We start from the raw sequence: 13,038 nt of genomic DNA on the forward strand, positions 1-13,038 counted from the left end.
TTTCCCCACCCGCGACTTGCTGCGTATCGTAGAGCGAAACCAGTGAGGGCGCGATATGACTTATGATCTCCTGATTGGCCAACGGGGCTATTCCTCCTGGTCGCTGCGGGGCTGGCTTCCCTTCGATGCGTTCGACATCCCGTGCCGTGTGCACCGCACAGAACTCTACGGCCCGGATTTCGCCGCCGAGGTCACGGCCTTCGCCGGTGGCCGGACCGTTCCCGCCGCAAAAGCCCCGGATGGCAGCCGATTGACCGACTCGTTGGCGATCGCTTGGCACCTGGCCGACCAGTTCCCCGACCGGGGGCTGTTGCCGCCTGCGGGACCGGACCGCGCGATGGCACAGAACCTGATCTCGGAAATGCACACCGGGTTTGGTGCGCTGCGGCAAGCCTGCCCGATGAACCTGCTGACCGGCTGGGCCGGGTTTCAGCCCTCAGACTCGGTACATGCCGATCTGCAACGCATAGACTCTCTATGGGAAGCCGCGCTCGCGCGGTCCGGCGGGCCGTTTCTGTTCGGCGCCTACACACTGGCGGACGTGTTCTATGCCCCCGTGGCCGCGCGGATCGGAGGATATGCTTTGCCGGTAGGGTCAGTGGCGCGCGCCTATGTCGAGGCACATCTTGCCCATCCGCCGATGCGGCGCTGGCGCGCGATGGCGATAGCGGAAAACCGTGTGCTGGATGTCTATGACCAGCCGCTTGAAAGGATGCCCTACCCCGCGCCCACGCCGCTGCCCGCCAAGGCGGTGGATGAAGGCCCGTCGATCAACGGCACTTGCCCCTATTCGGGCAAACCGGCCACGCATTTCCTTGAACTGGATGGCCGCATCTGGGGATTCTGCAATGCGTTCTGCCGCGACAAGACGGTGGCCGACCCAGAAGCATGGCCCAAATTCATGGCGATGGTTGCAGGGGCGTCAGGCTGACACCGCGCTCTTTCCCCCGACACGCGCCTGCGCGGCGTTCGGGGGCGCAAACCCCCGGCCAAATCCCGCGTTAACCATTCCTTCACCGCTTGGCCCTTACCTCTTCATGGGGCGTTAACCTTGATGCGGAGCGGATGCGGGGATGGTGGCACGGGCCTATACGGTGGCCTTCGAAGGGGTGAGCGCGCGCACGGTCGAGGTGCAATGCGCCGTCACGCCCGGCTTGCCGGCCTTTTCGATCGTCGGCCTGCCCGACAAGGCCGTGAGCGAGGCCCGCGACCGTGTGCGGACGGCGCTCAGCTCTCTGGCGATCGCCCTCCCGTCCAAAAGGATCACGGTGAACCTGTCGCCCGCCGACCTGCCCAAGGAAGGCAGCCATTTCGACCTGCCGATCGCACTTGCGCTGCTGGCGGCGCTTGAAATCATCCCCGCCGACGCGACAGAGGGCACGACCGCGTTGGGGGAACTGTCGCTCGACGGATCGCTGTTCGCGGTCGTGGGCGCACTGCCCGCCGCAATGGCCGCGGCCGAGGAAGAGCGGGTGCTGCTTTGCCCCGCTGCATCGGGTGCCGAGGCAGCCTGGGTCGGTGCTGCGCAGGTCATCGCGGCCCCGACACTGGCCGACGTGGTGCGGCACTATACCGGCCAGTCGCCTCTGCCGCCGGCCGAACCCGGCGAGGTGGTGGATACCACCGGCACACGCTGCCTGCGCGACGTGAAGGGGCAGGAACGGGCCAAACGTGCGCTGGAAATCGCCGCTGCGGGGCGTCATCACCTGATGATGGTGGGCACTCCGGGGTCGGGCAAATCCATGCTTGCGGCCCGCATCCCGGGCATCCTGCCGCCACTGACACCGGCCGAGGCGCTGGAGACTTCGATGATCCATTCGCTTGCCGGGCTTCTGGATGCGGGCGGCATCAACCGGACGCGCCCGTTTCGCGAACCGCACCACACGGCGTCGATGGCGGCCATCGTCGGCGGCGGACGGCGTGCCGGACCGGGCGAAATCAGCCTGGCGCATAATGGCGTCCTGTTCATGGACGAATTCCCCGAATTTCCGCGCACCGTGCTGGAAACCCTGCGCCAGCCCATCGAAACCGGCGAGGTCATGGTCGCGCGCGCAAACGCCCATGTGAAATACCCCTGCCGGTTCATGCTGATCGCGGCGGCGAACCCGTGCAAGTGCGGGTATCTTTCCGATCCCGCGCGGGCCTGTTCGCGCGCACCCGTCTGCGGAGAAGATTACATGGGCCGCATCTCGGGCCCGCTGATGGACCGGTTCGACCTGCGCGTCGAGGCGCCGCCGGTCGGGTTCACCGATCTCGACCTGCCGCCATCGGGCGACAGGTCTGCCGAAGTGGCCGCCAGGGTGGCCGCCGCGCGCGCACGTCAAATCGCGCGGGGCGGGCTGAACGCCGACCTCGAGGGCAGCATGCTCGAACAGGTTGCCACGCCCGACGCCGAGGGCCGTGCACTGCTAACGCGCGTCGCCGAGCGGTTCGGCCTGTCCGCCCGCGGGTTTCACCGCGTGATGCGGGTCGCGCGGACAATCGCGGATCTCGAAGACAGCACCGATGTGCGCCAGCCGCATGTCGCCGAGGCGGTCAGTTACCGGCTGACGATGGCAGGTGACGGCGGATAAAGCCGGCCGTCTGACCGATCGCCTCGCGCGCCTCGGGAAACCAGCCGTCGAAAATCTGCCAGACATGCGGTGCACCCGGCCAGATATCCAGTCTCACCTCGGCCCCGGCCTGACGCAGTTTCTCGGCCATGCGCACCGCGTCGTCGCGCAGGATCTCGGTATCGGCAACCTGCAGGAACACAGGGGGACAGCCAGGGAAATCGGCAAAAAGCGGCGAGGCACGCGGATCGTCTGCGGGGGTGTCGCCCAGGATCATCCTGGCCAGCTCCTGCACCCTGTCGCCCGGGAAAAAATGGTCGCGCTTTGCGTTTTCGCGCACTGAACCGCCAGAAAACGTCTGATCGCAAAACGGAGACCACGCAAACACAGCCGCAGGCGCCTGATCCCGCTGACAAAGTCGGGCCAACAGGGCAAGCGCCATGCCGCCCCCGGCGCTATCCCCGCCCAGCACGATATCGTCCGGCGCGTATCCGATGGACAAAAGATGCGCATGTGCGGCCTCGGCATCCATCAATTGCGCCGGGACGGGATGCTCGGGCGCAAGCGCGTAAGCGGGCAGAAAGGCGCGCAAGCCGCTGAGTTCGCACAGCCGCGCCACCATGCGCTTGTGCGTGTGCGGGCTGCCGGCAAGATAACCGCCGCCATGCAGATACAGCAGAACCTTGCCCGGTTCGGGCCGCGCCTGCGCCGACACCCACAAGGCGCGGCGCAGCTTTCCCTGCGCGGCCATGTAGGTGACCGGCAGGTAGAGCGCGAAAGGCACGTCACGGAAGAACAGGCGCGCCGACCGGTTCAGATACCGGCGCAGCAGCGCGGGGTCCTGGGCGCGCGCGTTGACGGACCGCACCAGCGGACGCATGGCGCCTGCCAGCAGGCGCATCCGCAAGCTCATGCGCGGCGGGCCTCGATCGCCTCCCAGATCTTTTCGGCGGCATTCGTGCCGTCGAAACGCTCCAGCTCCTGAATGCCGGTGGGCGAGGTGACGTTGATTTCGGTCAGGTAGTCGCCGATCACGTCGATCCCGACGAATATCTGACCCTTTTCGCGCAGAAGCGGGCCGATGCGGTCGCAGATCTCGCGGTCGCGGTCGGACAGACCGATCTTTTCGGGGCGGCCGCCCACATGCATGTTCGACCGGGTCTCGCCCGCGGCAGGCACACGGTTGATCGCGCCCACGGGTTCACCATCGACCAGGATCACGCGCTTGTCGCCATTGCTGACCGCTGGGAGGTATTTCTGCACGATGAGCGGTTCACGCGAAAAGCCGGTGAACAGTTCATGCAGGGACGACAGGTTTCGATCGGTCTCGGTCAGGCGGAACACGCCCGCCCCGCCATTGCCGTAAAGCGGCTTTAGGATCACGTCGCCATGCTGATCCTTGAAGCGGCGGATCGTCGCCAGATCCCGTGCGATCGTGGTGGGCGGGGTCAGGTCGGGGAAATCCAGCACGAGCAGTTTTTCGGGATAGTTGCGCACCCAGAACGGATCGTTCACCACCAGCGTTTTCGGATGGATGCGCTGCAGCAAATGCGTCGTGGTGATGTAGAACATGTCAAAGGGCGGATCCTGGCGCAGCCAGACCACGTCGAATTCCGACAGGTCGACTTCGGCCTCGTCACCAAGGCTGAAGTGATCGCCGATCTTGCGGCGAACGGTCAGCGGCCAGCCTCGTGCGGTTACGCGCCCTTCCTGGTAGGCCAGGTTTTCGGGTGTGTAGTAAAACAGCTCGTGCCCGCGCTTCTGCGCCTCTTCGGCGATGCGGAATGTGCTGTCGGCATTGATGTCGATCGGACCGATCGGGTCCATCTGAAAGGCGATTTTCATGGGCCTCGCTCCGGTTGCGGCATGCCTTACATGGCGCAAGGGCGCGGCAGAGGCAAATCAGAATTCGCCGAACGCGTTTTCCAGAACCTCGACACGGCCCTGCCCGTCGACCATTGCCAGGTCGAATCGCATATCCGACAGCAGGCCATCCGGCTGGCTGCCTGAGAATTCCTGCGCGGCGGTACAGATGCGCCCAATCTGACGGGGCGACAACGCCGCAATCGCGCGGTCAAAGCTGCGCGCGGCCTTGACCTCGACGAAAACAAGGCCGGTTTCGTCGCGCAGTACCAAGTCGATCTCGCCACCCTTGCCGCGCCAGCGTTTCGCCAGCAGCCGGGCGCCGGCCTGTTCATAACGACGCGCAACGCTGTCTTCGGCGGCGGCGCCGGCAAGCCACGCGCATTTTCCCCGCCTTTGCCTGGCCGCTACAGGTGTCGCGGCCACCGTGCCGGGATCGAAATGCCGTGTCATTCCCTGTCTCTCTCCAGCTTGAGGGCCATCTGGTACAGCTTGCGTCGCGGCAGGCCCGTTTCGGCGCTGACCGCATCCGCCGCATCCCTGACAGAGTGGTCCGAAAGCGCCCGGCGCAGCAAGGTTTCTAGGTCATCGTCGTTAACAGAAGACGAATGCGCACGATCCACCAGGACCACGATTTCGCCGCGCGGGGGATCGGTTTCGCAGCTTTCGGCCAGTTCTGCGAGCGTGCCGCTGCGCACCTCTTCGAATTTCTTGGTCAGTTCCCGGCACAGCCGCGCCTGCCGCGTCGCGCCCAGACTGTCGGCGGCATCGCGCAGCATCGCGGCCACCCGTTTCGGCGATTCGTAGAAAACCAGGGTCGCCGGCACGTCCCGCAGCGCCAGGAGGGCGGATTTCCGCTGCCCCTTGCTGTTGGGAAGAAAACCTTCGAACAGGAAACGATCGGTGGGCAGCCCCGCAATGCTCAGCGCGGTGACCGCCGCCACCGGCCCCGGTGCCGCGGTCACCGGGGCACCGGCCTCGCGCGCGGCCCGCACAAGATCGAAACCGGGGTCGGCGACCAGCGGGGTTCCCGCCTCCGAGGCGTAGACGACCGAACGCCCCTCGGCCAGCCATTGCAGGATTTTCGGGCGCATCCTTGCGCCGTTATGTTCGTGATAGGCCACAAGCGGGCGTTCGCCCAGCGGCACGCCGTGAATGTCCATCAGCTTGCGCAGGCTGCGGGTGTCTTCGGCGGCCAGCGCATCGGCGGATGCCAGCAGGTCCAGCGACCTGAGCGTGATGTCACGGGCGTTGCCCAGCGGCGTCGCGATCAGGTAGAGCCCCGGTGCAAGTTCCCGCCTTTCCCAATTCTGCACTGGACCCATCCCCCTTGGCGTTTATTATCGCCCCGGCTAGACTGCGGCCTTCGTGCCGCCAAGACCCAGGGAGCTTTGTCGTTCATGTTTGCTGTTTTGACCCCCGCCCGCAAGGTGTTGTGGCGCCTCGTCGCGTTGCTGTCGATCCTGTGGCTGGCCGCCTGTCAGACCGTGACCACGGGCGGTGGCGGCCCACGCATCAATCCCGACGACGCCGTGCCGGTGGCGCTGCTGGTGCCGCGAGGCGGTGGAAACCCAGGCGATGACGTGCTCGCCCAATCCCTGGAAAACGCCGCGCGCCTGGCTATTGCCGATCTCGACGGCGTGGCCATCGACCTGCGGGTCTATGCGACGGGCGGCAATGCTGCGCAGGCGCAGCAATCCGCCAAGCAGGCCGTCAGCGACGGCGCCAAGATCATCCTGGGCCCCGTCTACGCAGAATCCGCGAACGCGGTGGCCGTGGCTGTGGCCCCGCGCAATGTCAACGTGCTGTCCTTTTCCAACAACACCACCATCGCCGGCGGCAATCTGTGGGTGTTGGGGCCGACCTTCCAGAACACGGCGGACCGCCTGGTGAACTATGCCACGGCGCAGGGCAAATCCCGCATCCTGGTCGTGCATTCCAGCGACGTGGCGGGGCAGTTGGGCAACCAGGCGATCCAGCAGGCGATTTCGACGGCCGGCGCGACGCTGGCGGGCACGGTCTCGCACGAATTCTCCCAGCAGGGCGTGGTCAACGCTGTCCCGCAAATCGTCTCGACCGCGCGCGGCAATGCGGCCGATGCCATCTTCATGACGGCGAATTCCGCCGGCGCGCTTCCCCTGCTCAGCCAGATGCTGCCCGAGGCCGGGCTTGGCCCCGACGTGGCGCAGTATATCGGCCTGTCGCGCTGGGATATCCCGGCCCAGACGCTGGACCTGCCGGGCGTGCAGAACGGCTGGTTCGCCGTTCCCGACCCGCAGAAATCCGCCGCGTTCCGCAGCCGCTACGAGGCGGCGAACGGTTCGGCGCCGCATCCGATCGGGTCGCTTGCCTATGACGGCATCGCGGCCATCGGCGCGCTGGTGAAAAATGGCCAGTCGAACGCGCTCAGCGGGGCCGCGCTGACGCAGAGCGCGGGCTTTCAGGGAACTGGCGGTATTTTCCGCCTGCTGCCCAATGGCACGAACCAGCGCGGCCTTGCCGTGGCCACGATCCGCAACAGACAGGTGGTTGTGATTGACCCAGCTCCAAGAGCATTCGGCGGCGCCGGCCTCTGAGCCGGCCTGGCCGTTTTCAATAGACGTCCTACCCGCCCCGGCGGCAGATCTGATCTGTCCGCCCGAGGCGATTTTCGACGCACCGCACGTCCTGACCGCACTTGCGGCGGCGCTTGACGGCACCTCGGCAGACGGGGTGCGCGCGGCCGTGGTGCCGGTTCTTCTGACCGCACTGAAAAACGGGCGCGATGCGATCGCCGAGGGCTTTTCCGCCCATCCGTTCGACGCAAGGCCCACGGTCAAGGCCTATGCCTGGCTGACCGATTGCATCGTGACCAGCGCGTTGCACCTGTCGCTGGACGTGCTGCACCCGCTGCCCAACCCGACACAGGGCGAACGGCTGGCACTGTTTGCGGTCGGCGGCTACGGCCGGGGTGAAATGGCCCCGCAATCCGATGTGGACCTGCTGTTTCTAACGCCGCACAAGATCACCCCCTGGGCCGAAAGCGTGATCGAAAGCATGCTCTACATCCTGTGGGATCTGCGGCTCAAGGTCGGCCATTCCAGCCGCACGATCCGCGACTGCATCCGGCTCGGCGGCGAGGATTTCACCATTCGCACCGCCTTGCTCGAACACCGCTGGCTGGGCGGCGACGACCAGTTGGCGCGCGACCTGGACAAACGCCTTTGGAAAGAACTGTTCGCGGGGTCCGCTTCGGATTTCATCGAGGCGAAGCTGACCGAACGCGACACCCGCCACAAGAAACAGGGCGCCCGCTACGTCGTCGAACCGAACGTCAAGGAAGGCAAGGGCGGGCTGCGCGATCTGCAAACGCTCTACTGGATCGCGAAGTACGTGCACCGTGTCCAGAACGTGGCCGAACTGGTCAAGCTCAAGGTCTTTCGCCCCGAGGAATTCGAAACCTTCACCCGCGCCGAGAACTTTCTATGGGCAGTGCGCTGCCACCTGCACCTGATCACCCGCCGTCCTTCCGACCAGCTGACCTTCGATCTGCAGGTCGAGGTCGCCGCGCGCATGGGATATGAGGACAAGGGCGGACGGCGCGCGGTCGAACACTTCATGCAGGACTACTTCCGCCACGCGACGGCGGTGGGCGACCTGACGCGCATCTTCCTGACCAAGCTCGAAGCGACCCACACCAAAAGCGCCCCGCTGCTGGAGCGCATCTTCCGCCGCCGCCCCCGGGTCAAGGACGGCTACGAGGTGGTGCACGGGCGGCTGGCGATCACCGACGACAAGGCGTTCCTGTCCGACAAGGTCAACATGCTGCGCCTTTTCGAGGAAGGGCTGCGCACCGGGATGCTGATCCACCCCGACGCGATGCGGCTGGTCAAGGCGAACCTGCACCTGATCGACGAAGAGATGCGCAACGACAAGGAAGCCCGGCGGATCTTCCTTGACCTGCTGCTCAAGCACGGCAACCCCGAACGGGCGCTGCGGCGCATGAACGAACTGGGTGTGCTGTCGGCGTTCCTCCCCGAGTTCGAGCCGATCGTGGCGATGATGCAATTCAACATGTATCACAGCTATACGGTGGACGAGCATACGATCCAGTGCATCCGCGTCCTCAGTCAGATCGAACACGGCGAACTGCAGGAGGAACTGCCCGTTGCAAGCGGCATCCTGAAGGCCGGGGTCAATCGACGTGTGCTGTATACCGCGCTTCTGCTTCACGACATCGGCAAGGGCCGGGACGAGGATCACTCGGTCCTCGGCGCCCAGATCGCGCGCAAGGTCGCGCCGCGACTGGGGCTGAACCGCAGCGAATGCGACACGGTGGAATGGCTGGTGCGCTATCACCTGCTGATGTCGGACATGGCGCAGAAACGCGACCTCAGCGATCCCCGAACACTGCGCGACTTTGCCAAGGCGGTGAAAACGCGCAAGCGGCTGGATCTGCTGACGGTGCTGACGGTCTGCGACATCCGCGGGGTCGGCCCCGAAACCTGGAACAACTGGAAGGCCATGCTGCTCCGCCAGCTGCACCGCGAAACCGCGCGCGCACTGGAACATGGGTTGGAAGAGGTCAACCGCGAGAACCGCGGCGCTGAAGCCCGCCGCGCACTGCGCGAGGCCCTGGGCGACTGGGACGCCACCATGCTCAAGGCCGAAACCGGCCGGCATTACCCGCCCTACTGGCAGGGGCTCGACACGGCGACTCAGGTGGTCTTCGCCAACCTGCTGCGCGACCTGCCAGACAACGAGATCGCGATCGACCTCGCCATCGACGACGACCGCGACGCCACCCGCGCCTGCTTCGCGTTGTCCGACCATCCCGGCATCTTCTCGCGGCTCGCAGGCGCGCTGGCGCTTGTGGGCGCCAACGTGGTCGATGCGCGCACCTACACGTCCAAGGACGGCTACGCCACGGCGGTGTTCTGGATCCAGGACGGCGACGGCGCGCCCTACGAGGCCGAGCGTTTGCCGCGCCTGCGTCAGATGATCCACAAGACCCTCAAGGGCGAGATCAAGACGACCGAGGCGATCAAGAGCCGCGACAAGATCAAGAAACGCGAACGCGCCTTCCGCGTGCCGACCTCGATCACCTTCGACAACGAAGGCTCGGAAATCTACACCATCATCGAGGTCGACACCCGCGACCGCCCCGGCCTGCTGTTCGATCTCACGCGGACGCTGGCGAACAACAACGTCTATATCGCCTCGGCGGTGATCGCGACCTATGGCGAACAGGTGGTCGACACCTTCTACGTCAAGGACATGTTCGGCCTGAAATTCCACGCGCCCACAAAGCAGAAAACACTGGAACGCAAACTCCGCGACGCGATCGAGGCCGGCGCCCAACGGGCGGTCTCGGGGCAGTAAAGCCGCCCCGCTTCATCTTGCCTCGGATGCTGTGGGTGGCGAGGGCCGCGCAACTGCTCCTGCGGCGGCAAAAACACCTGTTCCCGTCACTCACGATCCGCTAAGCCACACATGGGCAAGGGACGCAAAGGGGCCGCATCACCATGAAACCGATCCGCCTGATGCGCGGTTTTCTGACCGTCGGGTTCTGGACCCTCATGAGCCGCGTCCTCGGTTTCGTGCGCGAGGTGCTGATCCTTGCCTACATCGGCCCCGGCCCGGTGATGGACGCCTTCGTCGCCGCCTTCCGGCTGCCCAACATGTTCCGCCGCTTCTTTGCCGAGGGCGCGTTCAACGCCGCCTTCGTGCCGATGTTCTCCAAGAAATACGAAGGCGACGAGGACGCGCAGAAATTCGCGCGGGACGCGTTCAACGGGTTGGCATTCGTCGTGCTGATCCTGACCGGGCTTGCGATGGTCTTCATGCCCGCGCTGGTCTGGGCCACGGCCGAGGGGTTTGCCGGCGACGAACGGTTCGATCTGACCGTCGGATACGGGCGGATCGTCTTTCCCTATATCCTGTTCATGTCGCTTGCCGCGCTGTTTTCCGGTGTGCTGAACGCGACGGGCCGGTTCGCGGCGGCCGCCGCCGCGCCGGTTTTGCTGAACATCTTCGTCATCGCCGCGATGGTCGCGGGCGCGCGAATGGGCGGGGCCGTGATCGACTGGCTGCTCTGGGCCATTCCTGTGGCGGGCGTGGCGCAGTTGGTGCTCGTGTGGCAGGCCACCACACGGGCCGGCATCTCGATCGTGCCGGGCCGGCCACGCTGGACACCCGACATGAAACACATGATCGTCGTCGCGGTCCCGGCGGCGCTTGCCTCGGGCGTTTTGCAGATCAACCTGTTGGTGGGACAGTTGGTGGCGTCGAACACGCCCAATGCGCTGAGCTGGCTTTACGCCGCCGACCGGCTGTACCAGTTGCCGCTTGGTGTCGTGGGCATCGCCGTGGGGATCGTCCTTTTGCCCAGCCTGTCACGCCACCTGAAATCCGGCGATGCCGCTGCATCGCGCGCCTCGCTCAGCCGCGCGGGCGAGGTCAGCCTGGCCCTGACGCTGCCTGCTGCCGTGGCGCTGATGGTGATCCCGCTGCCGCTGGTGTCGGTTCTCTATGAACGCGGCCAGACCACCAGCGACGACAGCGCCGCCATCGCCGTCGCGGTGTCGATCTACGGCCTGGGGCTGCCCGCATTCGTTATGCAGAAAGTGCTGCAACCGCTGTTTTTCGCGCGCGAGGACACGCGCACGCCCTTCCGCTATGCCACCGTGGCGATGGTGGTGAACGCCATACTGGCGGTCGGTTTGTCCTATGTGATCGGCTGGATCGCCGCGGCCATCGCCGCGACCGGGGCCGCGTGGGTGCAGACCGCTTTGCTGTGGCGCGGCACACGGCCCATGGGGGACATCGCCCGTTTCGACGACCGGTTCCGCGACCGGCTCTGGCGCATCGTGCTGGCCAGTGCGCTGATGGGCGCGGTGCTGTGGGGCGCGACGCTCGTGCTCAGCCCGTTCCTGGGTATGGCTGGCTGGCGCTATCTTGCGCTTACGGCGCTGATCGCGGTCGGGATTTTCAGCTATTTCGCCATCGCCCAGATGATCGGCGCGCTGCAATTGTCGGATTTCCGCCGGGCGTTGCGACGGGGGGACTGACGCCGCGGGCCAGCCAAGCTATGGTGGCCCTTCGCGCAACAACCCGGATCGTTCCCCATGTCCGACCCTGACACCGTGACCCCGCTTATCACGGCGGCGCAGGCCTTTCCGAAGATGGAAGAGGTCGTGCTGGGTGCGCGCGACGAAGTGCTGGCCTCGTTTCGCATTTTCGATGCGCGCACACCGCTGCGCAGTGATGCGGCGCGTGCGGCCAGGCTTGAAACCTGGGCCGACCTGATGGCACGGAAAGTCGCCGAAGGCGTGCGTGTGCGCATCCTCATGGCGGATTTCGACCCGGTCTTTGCCGCCGACCTGCACCGCGATGCGTGGGCCAGCGCCCGTGCTCTTTGCAAGGCGCTTGGCCGTCAGGAACAGCATGACGCTCAGGTGCTGGTCGCCTGGCACGGGCAAGAGGTAGGGCCCTTCTGGAAACGCGTATTGTCCGGACAGGTCGCCACCCGGCTCAGCGCGCTCCAACAGGCGCAAGCCCCCACTGCCCCGCAGAAAGAGGCGCTTGGCGGCCGATGGACTGTGCGCCCGGTATCGCTGCACCAGAAATTCCTGGTCGCCGACGGCGAGGCGGCCGTCATCGGCGGACTGGACGTGAACCCCCGCCGCTGGGACGACCCGGACCATAAGCGCGACCCCGAAGACACCTGGCACGATATCAGCCTGCATGTGACAGGGCGTATCGCAAACGATATCCGCGCCCATTTCTGCGCCTGCTGGAACGATGCGCTGAACGTGCCAGCCCAAAGCTTTGCCGACACGCCAGCCCCGATGCCGGCCGACGCACCGCAGCGCCGCAGCACCGGTCCAAGGCTTGTGCGCACGTTGTCCCGACCCGCCGGCGGCTGGCTGCGTTTCGGCCCCGCGCCGGACATCCGCGAACACGAACAACTCCACCTCGCCGCCATCGCAAGCGCACGCGACAGCATTTACATCGAAACGCAATTCTTGCGGCACAAGCCGATTGCGCGCGCGCTGGCCCGCGCCGCCGCCCGCGCCCCGCACCTGCAACTGATCCTGGTTCTTCCAACGGAACCCGAAAGGGTGATCTTCGGCGGAGATGACGGCCCGGACGCCCGGCACGCCCAGGCGTTGCAGATTGACTGCCTCGACATGCTGCGCCAGGCCTTCGGCCAAAGGCTTGCCGTCGTGTCCCCGGTGCAGCCGCGCGTTGCGGATCCGGGCCAGAACGGCGATCCGGTCAAGGGTGCGGGCATCGTCTATCTTCATGCCAAGGTCACGCTGGTCGATGACCGGTTCGGGATCGTGGGCTCGGCCAATCTGAACGGGCGCTCGATGCTGTGGGACACCGAGGCGTCGGTCCTGTTTACCGATGCGGGCCGGATTGGCGCCTTGCGCCAGGATCTGGCGGCCAAGTGGTTGCGGGGATGGTTGCAGGATGGCGACGATCCCCGCTCGGCCGCGCTGTGGAACGGTGCCGCCCGGGAAAACGCGGCGCGCGATCCGTCGGCGCGCGAAGGCTTCGTGATGCCCTACCCCAAAGCGCGCAACCGCCGTTTCGCCCGGCGCCTGCCGTTCCTGCCGGACGCGCTGTTCTGATATAA

The 13,038-nt window shown here is 66.0% G+C and carries 10 protein-coding genes; 6 read left to right on the forward strand and 4 right to left on the reverse strand.

The features are described 5' to 3' along the window. The first annotated feature begins 55 nt into the window (after positions 1-55). Together BLT50_RS05220 and BLT50_RS05225 are read left to right on the forward strand one after the other, a co-directional pair. On the forward strand, positions 56-931 hold the full coding sequence (locus BLT50_RS05220; RefSeq protein WP_090027277.1) for a glutathione S-transferase: 876 nt from the start codon (positions 56-58) through the stop codon (positions 929-931). Positions 932-1,073: 142 nt separating this feature from the next. Further along, positions 1,074-2,573 carry a YifB family Mg chelatase-like AAA ATPase gene (locus BLT50_RS05225; protein ID WP_090027279.1) on the forward strand — a complete coding sequence of 500 codons (1,500 nt, stop codon included), beginning with the start codon at positions 1,074-1,076 and terminating at the stop codon, positions 2,571-2,573. On the opposite strand, the gene BLT50_RS05230 is transcribed toward BLT50_RS05225, so the two are convergent. From BLT50_RS05230 to rsmI, 4 genes are read right to left on the reverse strand one after another with little or no spacing between them, the layout of a single operon-like run. Next, a complete protein-coding gene (locus BLT50_RS05230) occupies positions 2,536-3,465 on the reverse strand; it encodes an alpha/beta hydrolase (RefSeq protein ID WP_090027281.1) in 930 nt (309 codons plus the stop codon). The genes BLT50_RS05225 and BLT50_RS05230 overlap by 38 nt on opposite strands. Beyond that, positions 3,462-4,397 (reverse strand): glutathione synthase, encoded by a 936-nt coding sequence (gene gshB / locus BLT50_RS05235; protein ID WP_090027283.1) that lies wholly within the window; start codon positions 4,395-4,397, stop codon positions 3,462-3,464. Before gshB ends, BLT50_RS05230 begins: the two co-directional genes overlap by 4 nt. 57 nt (positions 4,398-4,454) lie before the next feature. Continuing rightward, on the reverse strand, positions 4,455-4,868 hold the full coding sequence (locus tag BLT50_RS05240; RefSeq protein WP_090027284.1) for a YraN family protein: 414 nt from the start codon (positions 4,866-4,868) through the stop codon (positions 4,455-4,457). Beyond that, positions 4,865-5,740 carry a 16S rRNA (cytidine(1402)-2'-O)-methyltransferase gene (gene rsmI, locus BLT50_RS05245; protein WP_090027286.1) on the reverse strand — a complete coding sequence of 292 codons (876 nt, stop codon included), beginning with the start codon at positions 5,738-5,740 and terminating at the stop codon, positions 4,865-4,867. Before rsmI ends, BLT50_RS05240 begins: the two co-directional genes overlap by 4 nt. A gap of 75 nt (positions 5,741-5,815) precedes the next feature. On the opposite strand from rsmI, the gene BLT50_RS05250 reads away from it, so the two are divergent. The 4 genes from BLT50_RS05250 (at position 5,816) to BLT50_RS05265 (ending at position 13,033) form a co-directional block, all read left to right on the forward strand. Beyond that, entirely contained in the window at positions 5,816-6,991 is a 1,176-nt protein-coding gene (locus tag BLT50_RS05250; protein ID WP_090027288.1) for a penicillin-binding protein activator, read from the forward strand. Next, on the forward strand, positions 6,951-9,776 hold the full coding sequence (locus tag BLT50_RS05255) for a [protein-PII] uridylyltransferase (RefSeq protein WP_090027290.1): 2,826 nt from the start codon (positions 6,951-6,953) through the stop codon (positions 9,774-9,776). The genes BLT50_RS05250 and BLT50_RS05255 overlap by 41 nt, the downstream gene beginning before the upstream one ends. 143 nt (positions 9,777-9,919) lie before the next feature. Further along, positions 9,920-11,464 (forward strand): murein biosynthesis integral membrane protein MurJ, encoded by a 1,545-nt coding sequence (gene murJ / locus BLT50_RS05260; protein ID WP_090027291.1) that lies wholly within the window; start codon positions 9,920-9,922, stop codon positions 11,462-11,464. A gap of 57 nt (positions 11,465-11,521) precedes the next feature. Further along, a complete protein-coding gene (locus BLT50_RS05265) occupies positions 11,522-13,033 on the forward strand; it encodes a phospholipase D family protein (RefSeq protein ID WP_245723300.1) in 1,512 nt (503 codons plus the stop codon). Positions 13,034-13,038 lie beyond the last annotated feature (5 nt).

Source organism: Lutimaribacter saemankumensis, assembly GCF_900100005.1.
Classification (GTDB): domain Bacteria; phylum Pseudomonadota; class Alphaproteobacteria; order Rhodobacterales; family Rhodobacteraceae; genus Lutimaribacter; species Lutimaribacter saemankumensis.